The organism is Streptomyces sp. NPDC001514 (genome assembly GCF_053597075.1).
This window is the reverse complement of the sequence record NZ_JBSFHO010000001.1, coordinates 568148-583623: the sequence shown is the minus strand read 5'-3', so window position 1 is coordinate 583623 and position 15476 is coordinate 568148. Positions and strand designations below refer to the sequence as shown.

The window sequence follows — 15476 nt, the reverse complement described above, 5'->3', positions numbered from 1 at the left end:
GTCTGATCGCTCCGCAGCGTCGTCAGTACGCGACGCAGCCCCCAACTCGGGACGATACACCAGTCCCGTCACTCAGGGACAGGATTTATCTACTCTCTGTGACGACCTGGGGTATCGTCGACACCGGGTGCATCCGTACGACTCCATTGAGTGTCCGGCCTCTCGCATGTGACGTCCACAGGGCGGCGCACACGTGGACGGCTACTCGGTCGTCAGGACCACGTTGCGCAGAGGCTCTCCCGCCGCGAACCGCGTGAGCTGTCCGGCCAGCAGGCGCTTGGCCCGCGGCATGAATGCCGAAGTGGGGCCGCCGACATGAGGAGTGATCAGCACGCCGGGAGCGTGCCAGAGGGGGTGCCCGGCGGGCAGCGGCTCGGGGTCGGTGACGTCGAGCGCGGCGGTGATCCGGCCGCTCTCCAACTCCGTGAGCAGCGCCTTGGTGTCGACGACCGGTCCGCGGGCGACGTTCACCAGAAGGGCGCCGTCCTTCATACGGGCCAGGAAGCCCGCATCCACCAGATGGTGGGTGGATGTAGTGAGCGGCGTGGAGAGGATCACCACGTCCGCCTCGGGGAGCAGCGCCGGGAGATCGGTGAGTGCGCGCACCTCGCCGCGCTCTGTGGTGCGGGCCGAGCGCGCGACGCGCGCCACCCGCGCGCACTCGAAGGGCACGAGCCGGTCCTCGATGGCAGCGCCGATCGACCCGTACCCGACGATGAGCACCGACTTGTCGGCGAGCGCCGGGTAGAAGCCGGCCCGCCACTCCTCCCGCTGCTGGCCCTCCACGAAGTGGGGAATGCCCCGCAGGGACGCCAGGATCAGGGCGAGGGTCAGCTCGGCGGTGCTCGCCTCGTGGACACCCTTCGCGTTGCAGAGGCGCACGCCCGCGGGCAGCGAGTGGAGGCCGGGCTGCACATGGTCGATACCGGCCGAGAGGGTCTGGACGACCCTTACGGACGTCATCGCGGCCATCGGGCGTACCGCGACCTCCATGTCCTTCATGTACGGGACGACGTAGAAGACGCAGTCGGCGGGGTCGGCGGGATAGTCCGGGCCGCCGTCCCAGTAGCGGTAGTTGAGCCCGGCGTCGGCGGCAGAGGGGAGCCCTTCGATCTCGTCGGCCGGGACGGGAAGCCATACGTCCGTTGCAGTCATGGTCACGAGGCTATGCGAAGCGCGCCGGAAGCCAGAGGTTAGTTTTGGGGGCGGCACGAGGAGGGGTACCAGCAGGTGGAGCGCAGGACAATCGGTGCGGCGGCGCTCGAGGTGGGCGCGATCGGCCTTGGTTGCATGCCGATGAGCTGGGCGTACACCAGCTCGCAACAGCGCGGTGACCGCTCGCTGCGCACGGTGCACGCGGCGCTCGACGCCGGTGTGAATCTGCTCGACACGGCGGACATGTACGGCCCGTTCACCAATGAGCTCCTGCTCGGCCGGGCGCTGAAGGAGCGGCGCGCCGACGCTTTCGTGTCGACGAAGGTCGGTCTGCTCGTCGGCGAACAGCACATCGTCGCCAACGGACGGCCGGGGTACGTGCGGCGGGCGTGCGACGCGTCGCTGCGGCGGCTCGGGACCGATGTGATCGACCTCTACCAGCTCCACCGGGCGGATCCCGAGATTCCGGTGGAGGAGACGTGGGGAGCCATGGCGGAGCTGGTGTCCGCGGGGAAGGTGCGGGCGCTCGGGTTCTGCGCGGTGGGGGCGCGGGCGACGCGGAGGCCGGGTGCGGGACCAGCGGGATCGGCGGGATCGGCGGCGCCGAGGGGGCGGACGGGAGGGCCGTACGAAGGAACGATCCGCCAGTTGGAGCGGGTGCAGCAGGTCTTCCCGGTCAGCGCGGTGGAGGCGGAGCTGTCGGTGTGGTCGCCCGAGGCACTGTCGGAGCTGCTGCCGTGGTGCGAGGCGCGCGGGGTGGGCTTCCTCGCCGCGATGCCGCTGGGCAACGGCTTTCTGACGGGAACGCTCACCCCTGGCGAGGGCTTCGAGCCGGATGATCTGCGGGCACGGCATCCCCGCTTCACCGCCGAGATGATGGCGGCGAACCAGCCGCTGGTGGCCGGGCTCCGGCGGGTCGCGGAGCGGCACGGTCCCGGGACGACTCCGGCGCAGGTGGCACTGGCCTGGGTACTGGGGCGCGGACGGCACGTGGTGCCGGTGCCGGGGGCCAAGCGGGAGTGCTGGGCCGTGGAGAACGCGGCGGCCTCGGATCTCGAGCTGACCGTGCGGGATGTCGCCGAGATCGCGGGACTGCCGCCGGCCAGGAGATCCTGGGACTAGGAACCCGTCGTACGCGGTGCGTCGCACTCCTCGTCGTACTCGTCTTCGGGTTCGTGTGCGGAGATCGGGAACCTCGGGCGGTGCTGCGGTGTATGAACAGTAGACGTGCGGCTCACGGAGATCGCGCAGACCGCTCACCCGCGAAGGGACAAGATCAGTGCAACGTCCAGCTGTGACGGCCGTGCTGGCCGCTGCCACCCTGCTCCTCGCCGCCGGGTGCTCGGCCGACGGCGGAGCGGACCAGGCGGGTGGCCGCCAGGGCGCGCCTTCGAGCCCGGCCTCCCCGTCCGCCACGGCCGACGGCCCCGCTGCGAAGGCCCCGCCGGCGAAGGGGTCCGTGAAGGTGACGGCCACGCTGACCGAGGACCTGAAGTCGCCGTGGGGCCTGGCGGCCCTGCCCGACGGCGATCTGCTGGTGTCGTCGCGCGACGAGGGCACGATCACGCGGATCGATGTCGACACCGGCAGGAAGACCGGGATCGGGTCGGTGCCGGGCGTCGCACCGGCCGGTGAGGGCGGCTTGATGGGTCTGGCCGTCTCCCCGTCGTTCGCCTCGGACCATCTGGTGTACGCGTACTTCACGACGGAGTCGGACAACCGCATCGCCCGCATGCTGTACGACGAGAGGAAGCCGGCCGGGCAGCAGCTCGGCGCGCCCGACACGATCCTGCGGGGCATCCCGAAGGGGGTCATCCACAACGGCGGCCGGATCGCGTTCGGCCCGGACAAGATGCTGTACGCGGGCACGGGCGAGACCGGCGACAGAGGGCTCGCACAGGACAAGGATTCGCTGGGCGGCAAGATCCTCCGGATGACCCCGGACGGGCAGCCGGTGCACGGCAATCCGTCGGCGGACTCCGTGGTGTATTCGTACGGGCACCGCAACGTGCAGGGCCTCGCCTGGGACTCCGAGAAGCGGCTGTGGGCCGCCGAATTCGGGCAGGACACCTGGGACGAGCTGAATCTCATCGAGCCCGGCAAGAACTACGGCTGGCCGGAGGTCGAGGGCAAGGGCGGCGGGTCCGGCTTTGTGGACCCGGTGGCCCAGTGGCGGACGAACGACGCGTCGCCGAGCGGAATCGCCTACGCCAAGGGCTCGATATGGATGGCTGGCCTGAGGGGCGAGCGGCTGTGGCGGATCCCGCTGGCCGGTGCGGAACCTTCCGCGGATCCCCAGGCGTTCCTCCAGGGAGAGTACGGCCGACTGCGTACGGTCCTGCCGGTCGGCGGGGCGGGCGGCGGCGCGGTCTGGCTGGTCACCAGCGAGACGGACACCAGGGGCACACCCGAGGCGGGGGACGACAGGATCCTGCGGCTCGAGGTGAAGTGAGAGGTGGGTGGCTCGTGTTCAACCTGATCGAGGAGCTCTTCGCACCCGGCCGCAAACACACCGAGGACGAGCGCAACCGGCTGCAGCTGACGCGGGTGGATGTCGGCGACGGCGATCCGGGGCACGGTGAGATAGACCTGGCCTCCGGGAAGGTCCTCATACGCACGCGGCGCGAAGCACCGCAGGCCTGATCGGCCTGGCCGGGGCCGGGGCGGGACTCCGCCCCCGCCCGGGCAGCCGCACCGCTGGAACGGCTCGGCGGCGGCGCGCCGCGCGTTCAAGCCGTCGCGGGGAAGAGGCGGAGCCGGTGGGCGAGGGCGGCTGCTTCGCCTCGGCCGGTCACGCCCAGCTTGGCCAGGATGTTGGAGACATGGACGCTCGCGGTCTTGGGTGAGATGTAGAGCTCTTCGGCGATCTGGCGGTTGGTGCGGCCCGCCGCGACCAGGCGCAGCACGTCCTGTTCCCGTGGCGTCAGCCCGAGGTCCTCCGCCGGGGCGGGCGCAGGGGCCGGGACGGTCTCGGGGCCAGGCCCGGTGAGCCGTAGCCGAAGGCGGGCGCGCTGGGCGAGCTGGGTGACGGCTTCGGCGAGCGGGCGGGCGCCGAGGTGTTCGGCCGTCTCATGCGCCTGGTACAGGAGTTCGGCCGCGCGTTCGCGCTCCCCCGCGGCCAGGAGCGCCTCGGCGGTGCGGTGACGGACGCGGGCCACGTCGTAGGGACGGTCGACCATGGTGAAGGCGTCCAGCACCGTGGTCCAGGTGTCCGCGGTGCCCCGGCCCTCGGCTCGTAGGAGTTCGGCGCGGAGCCACTGCTCGTAGGCGGTCCAGACCGGCGCGCGGGTGGGGAGGGCCTTGGCGGCGCGCCGGATGCGGGCGACGGCTTCGGCGCGGCCCTGCGCGGCGGCGGGCAGCCCGCGGGCGTCGGCCTCGGCGGTGGCGGCGGCGAGCAGCAGCGGCCAGGCGTAGCGCTGGGTGCCGGGCGGGAAGCCGGCGGCCACGGCCCGGTCCAGTTCGGCGCGGGCGTCGAGTATGCGGCCCTCTCCCGCGGCGACGCCGACAGCGATGCGGGCGAGGGGTATCGACTGCTGCGGCTGCGGGTCATGCGTGCCGAAGTGGTCCTGGGCGGCGGCAAGCCGAAGGGCGGCCTCGGCCATGTCGCCCCGGGCGAGCGCCAGATAGGCGAGCCGCCCGGCCCCGGCACCGCGCGGCTTGGCGCTCTGCCCGACCCGCTCGGCCTGCCCGGCGGCCTCCGCCGCCTCGTCCCAGCGGCCGAGTGCGTACAGCGATTCGGACAGATTGCCCCACACCCACGCTTCGACGTCCAGCAGTCCGAACTTCCTGGACAGGACGAGGCCTTCTTCGAGGATGCGGACCGCTTCCCCGGAGCGGCCGACGCCTTCGAGGCTGGAGGGGAGGTTCACATGGCTACGGCCCACCAGGGCGACGAAGCCGAGTTCGGCGACGCGGTCCTTGACCTCGTACAGATCGGCGAGCCCGGCGTCGATGTCGCCCGCGTCGACCGTCAGGCCGCCGAGGGTGATCCGGGCGGTCATCTCGATCTCACGGGCACCGACCATGCGGGCGTACTCGACGGCCCGTTCGGCGGCGGCGAGGGCGTCCGGCCCCGGTTCGTGCAGCATGGACCAGCCGGCGACGCCGGCGAGGACTTCGGCGTGCACCTCGGACGGCGGGAGTCCGCGCATCAGCTCCTGCGCGGTGGCGAGTTCCTTCCAGCCGTCGCCGCGGCCCTGGCTCTGTATCAGCCGGGAGCGCTGGACCCAGAACCAGGCGGCGCGCAGCTCGTCGTTCTCCTCCTCCAGCAGCCGCAGTGCCCGCTTGGTGATCTTCAGGGCGCGTTCCCGCTCGCCGCACAGCCGGCCCGCGACCGCCGCCTCGGCCATGAGGTCGAGGTAGCGCAACGGGGTGGTGACCGGGTCGCAGCCGCACGGAGGGTAGACCTCGGCGTAGTCGGCGGGCCGCAGTCCGGCGCGTACGTCCTCGGGGGCGGTGTCCCACAGCTCCATCGCCCGTTCCAGCAGCCTCAGTTGCTCGGAGTAGGCATGCCGGCGGCGGGCCTCGACGGAGGCGTGGAGGACGGCCGGAAGGGCCTTGGCCGCGTCGTGGGCGTGGTACCAGTAGCTGGCGAGCCGGGCGGCGCGCTGGTCGGCCGGGACGAGCGCCGGGCCGGCTTCCAGTGCCTCGGCGTAGCGGCGGTTGAGCCGGGAGCGTTCGCCGGGGAGCAGATCGTCGCTGACGGCCTCGCGGACCAGCGAGTGGCGGAAGCGGTAGCCGTCCCCGTCGGCGGTGGCGAGCAGGATGTTGGCCCCCACGGCGGCGCGCAGTGCCTCGATCAGCTCGTCCTCGCCCAGTCCGACGACGGCGGCCAGCAGCGGGTACTCGACGGTGGAGCCGCCTTCGGCGACGACCCTGGCGACCCGCTGGGCGTGCTCGGGCAGCCCTTCGACGCGGACGAGCAGGAGATCGCGCAGGGAGTCGGTCAGTCCGGAGCAGGAGCAGCCGTCGTTCGCGGCGACGGCGAGTTCCTCGACGAAGAAGGCGTTGCCGTCGGAGCGTTCGAAGATGTCGTCGACGAGGGACGGGGCGGGCTCGTCGGCGAGGATTCCGGCCATCTGACGGGCGACCTCGTCGCGGCTGAAGCGGGGTACTTCGATGCGCTGGACGGTGCGCAGCCGGTCGAGTTCGGCGAGGAGGGGCCGCAGGGGGTGCCGGCGGTGGATGTCGTCGGCGCGGTAGGTGGCGATGACGACGAGCCGACCGCGGCGCTGGGTGCGGAAGAGGTAGGCGAGGAGATGGCGGGTGGAGGCGTCGGCCCAGTGCAGGTCCTCCAGCACGACCACGACGGCGCGTTCGGCGGCCAGGCGCTCCAGGAGGCGGACAGTGAGTTCGAAGAGCCGGGCCATGCTCTCCTCGTCGTGCCTGCCCGGTTGGCGCGACGGATCGCCCACCTCGGGGAGCAGCCTGGCGAGTTCCTCCTCCCGCCCGGCGGCCGCAGCGGCGAACTCGTCCGGCAGCTGCCGGCGCAGGCTGCGCAGGGCGGTGGAGAAGGGGGCGAAGGGCAGCCCGTCGGCGCCGATCTCGACGCAGCCTCCGATGGCGAAGACGGCCTCCCTGCGGCAGGCCTCGTCGCGGAACTCCTCGATGAGCCGCGTCTTGCCCACCCCGGCCTCGCCGCCGACGAGAAACGCCTGCGGCTCGCCCGCGGTGGCGCGGGCGAGCGCATCGGTGAGTGCGGTCAGTTCGCCGGTGCGGCCGACGAAGACGGGGCTGACGGACCTGATCTCCACGTCGCCGAGCATCGCACAACCGTCCGGACCGGCGGCACCTGTTATCGGGGTGGTGACGGCACCGGTCGTCGGCACGACGGTCGTCGGGGTGGCCGTCATGGCACGGGCCTCAGGCGGCCCGCTCGAACCGGCTCCGCGTACTCACCTGCCCCTCGGGGTCGTTCTGGGCGGACCGGCGGGCGGACCGGCGGGCCCGGCGCACCTGGCGGGCCCGCCGCTCTTCGTCGGCCCGGCGGATCAGCTCGGCCTGGTTCAGCTTGTGGATCTCGTAGTGGAACATGCGGTTCTCCTGGTGACGAGGTGTCGGCGGCTCGTACGAGCCTCGCGTTCTGCGATGCCTCAACTCTCGTCTCCCAGGGGGTGCGACCACATCGGGAGAGTGCCGCATCTTCGCGGCCCGGGGGCCTTAGACGGCGGGGGCCGGTGCAACGGTCCGTCCTAAGGCACCCCCGTCGAACCTTAGGAACGGTCCTTCGCAGCGCGCCGTTCGCGCCATTCGGGGGCGAGGACGGACCAGACCTCCATGTCGTGGCGGATGCCCTGCCAGGGGAAGCTCTCGCGCAGGACTCCGTCGAGGGTGAAGCCGAGCCGCTTGGCGACGCCGATGGAGCGGTGGTTGGCGGAGGAGGCGAGCCATTCGACGCGGTGCATGCCGCGCTCGTCCACGGCCCAGTCGATGAGGTGCTCGACGGCCCGGCTGACCAGCCCACGGCCGGCCGCGGACGGCTCCAGCCAGACGCCGACCTCGCAGGACTCGGTCTTCGTGTCGAAGATCCGGAAGAGCACACCGCCGACGATGGTGCCGTCGAGCCGGATCACACAGAGCCGGCCGGTGTCGGCGGCCTGCTTGTCGGCGTAGCTCTGGAGGAAGGAGCGGGCGGTTTCGGTGTCGGTGACCGTCACCGTGAAGGGCACCCAGGGTCCGGCGTACTCGCGTGCCCGCTCGACATGGGCCAGGAACTCCTCGGTCTGCCAAGGGCCGATGGGCTGCAGCTCAGCGCCTTCTCCGAGGGGTATGGAAAACATGCCTCTCCTTCACAGTGGTGTCGGACTCACGGTGGTGCGGGACCCGGTGGTGTCGGCTACCGCGCGAGCGGACTGTCCTCGTTCACACGCATTGCGGGGATCTTCGCATGGGTACGCGTGCGGTTCTCGGGAGTTTCGATGCTGATCCGCGGCAGCCGCCGGTCCAGCCAGCGGGGCAGCCACCAGTTGGCGCCGCCCAGCAGGTGCATCAGCGCGGGCACCAGGAGCGTGCGAAGGACGAAGGCGTCCAGGGTCACGGCCGCGGCGAGCCCGATGCCGAACATCGAGATGACCCGGTCGCCGCTGAGGACGAAGGCGAGGAAGACGGAGATCATGATGACGGCCGCGGAGTTGATCACGCGGCTGGTCTCGGCGAGGCCGACCCGGACGGCCCGCCGGTTGTCCTTGGTCTCCAGCCACTCCTCGTACATCCGGCTGACGAGGAAGACCTGGTAGTCCATGGAGAGCCCGAAGAGGACCGAGACCATGATCACGGGCAGGAAGGGCTCGATCGGCCCGGCGTTGCCCAGGCCGAGCAGTTCGCTCCCCCAGCCCCACTGGAAGACGGCGACGACGACGCCGAAGGCGGAGGCGACGGCGGCCACGTTCATCAGGGCGGCCTTGAGCGGGATGCCGAGGGAACGGAAGGCCAGGAGCAGCAGCAGACAGCCGAGCGCGATCACGACGCCGACGAACAGCGGCAGCTTGCCGACGATGATCCCGGCGAAGTCGTCGTAGCTCGCCGTCACTCCGCCGACATGGACGTCCAGGGAGGTGCCGCTCTCGGCCGCGGGCAGGACGTCGGTGCGGAGCCGGTCGACGAGTTCGCTGGTCTCCTGCGACTGCGGCGACGTCTTCGGTACGACGGTGAGGAAGGCCGTGTCGGCGCTGCCGTTGTAGGTGACGGGCCCGACGGACGCGATGCCCGAGGTGCCCCGGAGCAGGGTGGGAAGCCCCTCCAGCGCCAGCCGGTCGTCTGCGCCGTCGAGCTCGGCGACGAGGGTGAGCGGGCCGTTGACGCCGGGCCCGAAGCCCTCGGCGATCAGGTCGTACGCCTTGCGGGTGGTGCTGGACGCGGGGTTGTTGCCCTGGTCGGAGGTGCCGAGATGGAGCGAGAACGTCGGCAGCGCGAGCACCAGCATCACCACGGCGGCGAGCGCGCCCAGCCGCTTCGGGTGGCGCTCGACGAAAACGGACCAGCGGGCTGCGAAGCCGGTCGGGAGCTCGGGCCGGGGGCCGCGTCTGGCGAGCCGGCGGCGCTCGGGGCGGCTCAGTGCACGCATCCCGATGAAGGACAGCAGCGAGGGCAGCAGGGTCACGGAGGCGGCGACGGTGAGGAGGACCGTCAGACAGGCGGCGATCGCCACTCCGTTGAGGAAGGAGAGGCGCAGGACCAGCATGCCGAGGAGTGCGATGCAGACGGTCGCTCCGGCGAAGACGACCGCTCGCCCGGTGGTCGCCACGGCGTTCTCGGCGGCCTCGGCGACGGGCAGTCCGCGTCTGAGGCCCTTACGGTGCCGGGTCACGATGAACAGGGCGTAGTCGATGCCGACGCCGAGGCCGATCAGCAGACCCAGCATCGGCGCGAAGTCGGCGACGTCCATGGCGTGGCCGAGCAGCACGATGCCCGCGTACGCGGTGCCGACGCTGACCAGTGCGGTGGCGATGGGCAGCAGGCTGGCGGCGAGCGATCCGAAGGCGAGGAAGAGGACGACGGCGGCGACGGCCACGCCGACGATCTCGGCCATGTGCGCGGAGGGCGCTTCCGTCAGGGCGGTGACGCTGCCGCCGAGCTCGACCTGGAGCCCGTCGTTCTCGGCGGCCTTGGCCGTGTCGACGACGGCCTGAGCCTGCTTCACGGGGATGTCGTCGGCCTGCTTGTCGAACGTGACGGTGGCGTAGGCGGTGCGCCCGTCCTCGCTGATCTGCTCGGCGTCGGACGAGCGAGCGGCACGCTGATGACCACTCTTATCCGCTTTACCCGCTTTGCCGTTGCTGCCCGCCTTCTTGGCTTTCTTTGCAGCCCCGGCATCGGCCTCGTACGGACCCGTGACCGAGGCGACCCCGTCCAGTCCGGCGATCTCGTCGAGCGCGCGGGACATGCGCTGCTTGACGGCGGCGGCGCGGACCGTGCCCTGCGGCGTGTGCCAGACGATGGTGTCGCTCGCGCCGCCCTGCCCGTGGAAGGCGTCCTCGAGGAGCGCGACAGCCCGGCCCGATTCGGTGCCGGGGACCTCGTAGTCGTTGGAGTACGCGGCGCCCGCGAAGGACGCCGCGGCCGAGACGCCACCGAGGGTGAGCAGCCAGAGCAGGACGGCGACAAGGCGGTGCCTGATGCACCACCGGGCAATGGCTGCCAACGGACGAGCTCCCCTGATGGTTCGTGGGTCTTTACTGGGAACTGCCCGCAAAGAACACATGACCTGCAGGGAATCACTCTGTCAGGCGATAATGATCGTTAGCGTTCCTTTGCCCGGTTCGTGGCGATACTCACAGGGGCGCGCGGAAGCAGGGGGCTCACATCCCGCTCCCGCGCACCCCGGGGCGTCAGCCGGAGACGCTCGGGCGTCCGTTCTCGATGTGGCCCATCAGGCGCCGGCGGAAGCCGGTGTCGCCGTCCGCGGTGACCTCGATGTCGTACCAGCCGTGTGCGTCGGCCGCCGAGTGGACGACGGTGCGGCTGCGGCCGGGCTTCACGGTGAGCTCGCGGGTCCAGTCCCGCAGATCCTCGTCGTCGACGTAGCCGAGCGGGCGAACAGTGAAGGTGACGGCCCGGTCGCCTTTGTTCCGGAGCGTGAGGTGCAGATCGCGGTCGTGGTGGTCGATGCGCGAGGTGACCTCGGCGCCCGCGCCGGCGGCGCGGCCTGAGAACTCACGGCGGAAGCCGTTCGGCCCGGTGATGGTGAAGCGGTACGCCTCCCCGGCCGGCACGCTCCACTGTGCGGTGCCCCTGACGTCCTTGTGCTGCGGTACGGGGAACTCACCGGCGTACGGGTAGAGCGCGAAGTGCGCGCTCGCACGCCCCGTGTTGCTGAGCGCGACCGTCACCCTGCCGTCGCCGAGCCGCGCCGAGGCGTCCGGCTGGTACGGCAGCGGGCGCGCGGGCCGGCTGCCGGGCTCCTGCACGGGCATGTGCTGCACCAGCGGCGGCTGCGGCCGCCAGCGGCCCGTGAACGCCGGGATCGCGCCGGGCTGCTCCACGTCGGGCAGCGGCCGGCCGCGCCGGAAGTCGAAGGCCGAGGTGAGATCGCCGGTGACGGTACGCCGCCAGGCGGTGATGTTGGGCTCCTCGACTCCGGTCCACTTCTCCAGGAAGCGGATCACCGAGCTGTGGTCGAAGACCTCGGAGCAGACGTAGCCGCCGACGGTCCACGGCGAGACGACGAGCAGCGGCACGCGGATGCCGAGGCCGGTGGGCTTGCCCTGCCACCGCTCCTCCGTGTTGTCGGCGGGCGGCACCGGCGGCGGCACGTGGTCGAAGAAGCCGTCGTTCTCGTCGTAGTTGATCAGTACGACGGTGTGCCGCCAGACGTCGGGGTGCGAGCCGAGGGCGTCCAGCACCTTGTAGACGAGGGTGGCGGAGGCGATCGGCGAGGACGAGCCGGGGTGCTCCGAGTCGATCGCGGACGGCACCAGGTACGACACCTCGGGCAGCGTGCCCGCCGCCACGTCCGCGCGGAACTGCTCGGCGAGCGATCCGGTCTCACCGCGGCGCAGCCCGCGCTCGAAGAGCGAGCGCTCCTGCTCGGTGAGCGTGGCGACGCCCTCCTCCAGTGCCGCGAGCAGCCGGGCCCGCTCGGCGGTGTCGGAGGTGTCGCGGACCTTCGCGTAGAAGGCCTCCATGAAGGTGAAGTCGCCGGCCTTGGCGAGGGCCTTCCGCGCGATCTTCTTGAAGGTGGTGAAGAACTCGATGTTGTTGTCGGTGAAGTTCTCCCACTCCTGGTACGTCTTCCAGGTGCGCCCGGCCTTCTCCAGGCGCTCGGCGTACGTCGGCCATGCGTACCCGGGGTGGCTGCCCTCGGCGTACGCGGCGTTGGTCACGGCGCGGCTGCCGTCGGCCTCGAAGCCGGTCCAGCCGCTCCACAGGTGGTTGCGGTTGGGGCTCGTCGACGTGTGGATCGAGGAGTGGTACGCGTCGCAGATGGTGAACGTGTCCGCGAGCTCGTAGTGCAGCGGGATGTCACGGCGGTCGTAGTACGCCATGGTCGCGGCGGTCTTGGCCGAGACCCAGCCGTCCATCCAGCCGTCGCGCCAGGCCTTGGCGCCGCCGCTCCAGGAGTGGTCGAGGTCCCCTATGTACTGCAGGTCCTTCTGCTGCGCCTCGGCGGCGTCGCGCACCGGGAAGGGCAGGACGGTGCGCAGTGGGCCGGGCTGCTCGAAGACCGCCTTGCCCGAGGGCAGTTCGACGGCGTTGCGGTCGCTGAAGCCACGAACACCGCGCAGGGTGCCGAAGTAGTGGTCGAAGGAGCGGTTCTCCTGCATCAGGATCACCACGTGCTTGATCGCGCGCAGACCGCCGGACAGCGGCTCCGCGGCGAGCGCGGCCTGCAGGGAGGGCGGCAGCAGGGACCCGGCCGCCGCGGCACCGAGGGCGCCCCCGCCGAGTGCGAACAGCCGTCGCCGTGAGATGTCCGTGGCCAAGTGATCCTCCTGAGTCGCGCGTTACCGCCCGGAAGCTAGTGAGAGCAGATGGCGGAGGAAAGACCCATGGACGACAGCCGAATGAACGTCCAAGAGGACCTCCGGGGAGTCCAGTCGAGATCGCGCCACTGATCGAGGGGTGCAAAGATCCGGAAATGGCAGCGTTGTCAGCGTCACCTGGCAGCATGGACACATGACCAATACGGGGGCATCGAAGACCATCACCGTCAGGACGCCCGCGGAAGCGGCCGGGCTCGCGGAGCAGCTGCACGATGCCCCGGAGGGGCACTTCGACCGCCCACCGGTCGCGGTCGTGGCGTACGAGACGGGGGCGCCGCCGGTGGAGCGGCGCGAGGCCTTCCGCGAGGTGTACGACGCGATCGTGGCCCGGATCGGCGAGCCGACGCTCTACGGGGGATCGGTGCAGGGGCCCAGCATCCGCTGGCGCGACGACCGCCGGCTGGTGCTGCTGTCCGGGGACCGGCTCGGCGCCCGGCTCTCGGTCCACCGGCCGGAGGCGCTCGAGGCCGAGGAGTACCGGAGCTTCGAATGGGGCGGCGCCTGGTCGGCGGCCGAGCCGCACGACTTCGATCTCCTGCCGTACTGCTGGCAGTTGTACCGGGGCGGGCCGGGTGAGCGCCCGGTGGCCCGCCCAGCTGCCCGGCTCGCGGGGTGCTGGGAGCATCTGGAGTCCGCCCTGGAACTGATGCTCGCGGCCTGGGTCGAGCAGCTCCCGGTGCAGGTGCCGGGCGACTGGGCGGGATTCACGATCCTGTCCGGCCGGGACTGGGGGCGCCATCTGGTCGTTTCGTACAGCCCGGACGAAGGACTGGGAGTGGCCGTCGACGACCGGGACGCGGATCAGGGGCAGGAGCGCGAGCGGCTCATGCGGGAGCGCGGCTGGCAGACGAGCGACCGCGGCTGGTGGCAGTCGGCGTTCCTGGAGGCGGACGAGCGCTCGGCGGGCGCGGCCGCGCGGCTGACCGTCGCCGAGCTGCGGGCACGGGGTGCGGTCTCGCCGGACGAGCTGGTGACGCGGGACGTCGGGGTCAACGACCGGGGCGAGCTGTGGCTCCCGGGCCTGGGGATACGGACGTACTGACACCCATCGCCCGAGCGGGGTGGGCTTCTGGCTGATGAGCCTGGTGATGCCGCTGCTCCCCGCGATCGGCCGGCCGTACGGTGTCGCGCTCGCAGCCGGTGTGCTGACCGACCGTGTTCTCTACGGTCGGCCGACCGAGGCCGCCAGGTCCTGAGCCGGGACCCGGGCCCCGGGGTCGGGGACCCGGAAAGCCGAGGGGCGGGACACCTCTCGGTGCCCCGCCCCAACGCCCGTACAGCCGCGTACCGCTGTACGGGTACGGGTACGGCTGCGGATCAGCCCTCGGTCACGCCGAGCTTCTCCAGGATCAGCTCCTTGACGCGGGCCGCGTCGGCCTGGCCGCGGGTGGCCTTCATGACCGCGCCGACCAGCGCGCCGGCCGCCGCGACCTTGCCGCCGCGGATCTTGTCCGCGATGGCGGCGTTGCCGGCGATCGCCTCGTCGACGGCCGCACCGAGCGCGCCCTCGTCCGAGACGACCTTCAGGCCGCGCTTCTCCACGACGGTGTCGGGGTCGCCCTCGCCCGCGAGGACACCCTCGATGACCTGACGGGCCAGCTTGTCGTTGAGCGAGCCGTCGGCGACCAGGGCGGACACCCGGGCGACCTGCTCCGGGGTGATGGCCAGCGCGTCGAGCGAGACGCCCGACTCGTTGGCGTTACGGGCCAGCTCGCCCATCCACCACTTGCGCGCGGACACGGGGTCGGCGCCCGCGTCGACCGTGGCGACGATCAGGTCGACCGCGGCCGCGTTGAGGATCGCCTGCATGTCGTGCGCCGAGATCCCCCACTCCTCGCGGAGGCGGTTGCGGCGCACGCGCGGCAGCTCGGGCAGCTGGGCCTTCAGCTCCGCGACCCACTGGCGGGACGGGGCCACCGGGACGAGGTCGGGCTCCGGGAAGTACCGGTAGTCCTCGGCCTCCTCCTTCACCCGGCCGGAGGTCGTCGAGCCGTCCTCCTCGTGGAAGTGGCGGGTCTCCTGGACGATCGTGCCGCCCGACGAGAGCACCGCCGCGTGGCGCATGACCTCGAAGCGGACCGCGCGCTCGACCGACCGCAGCGAGTTGACGTTCTTCGTCTCGGAGCGGGTGCCGAACTTCTCGGTGCCGTTCGGCCGCAGCGACAGGTTCACGTCGCAGCGCATCTGGCCCATCTCCATACGGGCCTCGGAGACACCGAGGGCCCGGATGAGCTCGCGCAGCTCGGCGACGTACGCCTTGGCGACCTCGGGGGCACGCTCACCGGCGCCGACGATCGGCTTGGTGACGATCTCGATGAGCGGGATGCCGGCGCGGTTGTAGTCCAGCAGCGAGTGCTGGGCACCGTGGATTCGGCCGGTGGCGCCGCCGACGTGCGTCGACTTGCCGGTGTCCTCCTCCATGTGGGCGCGCTCGATCTCCACACGGAAGACCTCGCCGTCCTCCAGCTGGACGTCCAGATAGCCGTTGTAGGCGATCGGCTCGTCGTACTGCGAGGTCTGGAAGTTCTTCGGCATGTCCGGATAGAAGTAGTTCTTCCGGGCGAAGCGGCACCATTCGGCGATCTCGCAGTGGAGCGCGAGACCGATCTTGATGGCCGACTCGACGCCGACGGCGTTCATCACCGGCAGCGAGCCGGGCAGGCCGAGGCAGGTGGGGCAGGTCTGCGAGTTGGGCGCGGCGCCCAGCTCGGTCGAGCACCCGCAGAACATCTTGGTCCTGGTGCCGAGTTCGACATGGACCTCGAGACCCATGACGGGGTCGTACGACGCGAGGGCGTCCTCGTACGACACCAGGTCGGTGGTGACAGTCACGGTGAAACT

At 71.4% G+C, this 15476-nt stretch carries 11 protein-coding genes; 4 read left to right on the top strand and 7 right to left on the bottom strand.

The features are described 5' to 3' along the window. Positions 1-201: 201 nt before the first annotated feature. Positions 202-1155, bottom strand: a complete 954-nt coding sequence (locus ACWCXB_RS02540) for a 2-hydroxyacid dehydrogenase (protein ID WP_450718142.1) — start codon at positions 1153-1155, stop codon at positions 202-204. Positions 1156-1230: 75 nt separating this feature from the next. On the opposite strand from ACWCXB_RS02540, the gene ACWCXB_RS02535 reads away from it, so the two are divergent. From ACWCXB_RS02535 to ACWCXB_RS02525, 3 genes are all read left to right on the top strand, one after another. Continuing rightward, the gene (locus ACWCXB_RS02535; RefSeq protein WP_450718140.1) at positions 1231-2277 is read left to right on the top strand and encodes an aldo/keto reductase; all 1047 of its coding nucleotides are present in this window, start codon (positions 1231-1233) and stop codon (positions 2275-2277) included. Between the two features lie 172 nt (positions 2278-2449). Continuing rightward, positions 2450-3607, top strand: coding sequence for a PQQ-dependent sugar dehydrogenase (locus ACWCXB_RS02530; protein ID WP_450718138.1), 1158 nt, complete (start codon positions 2450-2452; stop codon positions 3605-3607). 14 nt (positions 3608-3621) lie between these two features. Further along, positions 3622-3798 (top strand): DUF6191 domain-containing protein, encoded by a 177-nt coding sequence (locus ACWCXB_RS02525; RefSeq protein ID WP_450718136.1) that lies wholly within the window; start codon positions 3622-3624, stop codon positions 3796-3798. Positions 3799-3884: 86 nt separating this feature from the next. Here the strand turns inward: ACWCXB_RS02525 and ACWCXB_RS02520 are convergent, their stop codons facing one another. The 5 genes from ACWCXB_RS02520 to ACWCXB_RS02500 form a co-directional block, all read right to left on the bottom strand. Further along, on the bottom strand, positions 3885-6920 hold the full coding sequence (locus ACWCXB_RS02520) for a helix-turn-helix transcriptional regulator (RefSeq protein ID WP_450718206.1): 3036 nt from the start codon (positions 6918-6920) through the stop codon (positions 3885-3887). A 97-nt stretch (positions 6921-7017) separates the two neighbouring features. Next, complete coding sequence (locus ACWCXB_RS02515; protein ID WP_450718134.1) at positions 7018-7188, bottom strand: hypothetical protein; 171 nt, start codon at positions 7186-7188, stop codon at positions 7018-7020. A gap of 179 nt (positions 7189-7367) precedes the next feature. Continuing rightward, entirely contained in the window at positions 7368-7934 is a 567-nt protein-coding gene (locus ACWCXB_RS02510; protein WP_450718132.1) for a GNAT family N-acetyltransferase, read from the bottom strand. A gap of 56 nt (positions 7935-7990) precedes the next feature. Continuing rightward, complete coding sequence (locus ACWCXB_RS02505) at positions 7991-10294, bottom strand: MMPL family transporter (RefSeq protein WP_450718130.1); 2304 nt, start codon at positions 10292-10294, stop codon at positions 7991-7993. 187 nt (positions 10295-10481) lie between these two features. Further along, complete coding sequence (locus ACWCXB_RS02500; RefSeq protein WP_450718128.1) at positions 10482-12575, bottom strand: phosphocholine-specific phospholipase C; 2094 nt, start codon at positions 12573-12575, stop codon at positions 10482-10484. A gap of 193 nt (positions 12576-12768) precedes the next feature. Here ACWCXB_RS02500 and ACWCXB_RS02495 point away from each other — a divergent pair, with 193 nt between their 5' ends. Then, positions 12769-13677, top strand: coding sequence for a hypothetical protein (locus tag ACWCXB_RS02495; RefSeq protein WP_450718126.1), 909 nt, complete (start codon positions 12769-12771; stop codon positions 13675-13677). A 275-nt stretch (positions 13678-13952) separates the two neighbouring features. On the opposite strand, the gene gatB is transcribed toward ACWCXB_RS02495, so the two are convergent. After that, the gene (gene gatB, locus ACWCXB_RS02490; RefSeq protein ID WP_450718124.1) at positions 13953-15467 is read right to left on the bottom strand and encodes an Asp-tRNA(Asn)/Glu-tRNA(Gln) amidotransferase subunit GatB; all 1515 of its coding nucleotides are present in this window, start codon (positions 15465-15467) and stop codon (positions 13953-13955) included. Between the last annotated feature and the right edge of the window lie 9 nt (positions 15468-15476).

Coding starts and splice junctions, on each gene's coding strand:
- ACWCXB_RS02540 (WP_450718142.1), bottom strand. CDS start 1,155: ATGACTGCAACGGACGTATGGCTTCCCGTCCCGGCCGACGAGATCGAA.
- ACWCXB_RS02520 (WP_450718206.1), bottom strand. CDS start 6,920: ATGCTCGGCGACGTGGAGATCAGGTCCGTCAGCCCCGTCTTCGTCGGC.
- ACWCXB_RS02515 (WP_450718134.1), bottom strand. CDS start 7,188: ATGTTCCACTACGAGATCCACAAGCTGAACCAGGCCGAGCTGATCCGC.
- ACWCXB_RS02510 (WP_450718132.1), bottom strand. CDS start 7,934: ATGTTTTCCATACCCCTCGGAGAAGGCGCTGAGCTGCAGCCCATCGGC.
- ACWCXB_RS02495 (WP_450718126.1), top strand. CDS start 12,769: ATGACCAATACGGGGGCATCGAAGACCATCACCGTCAGGACGCCCGCG.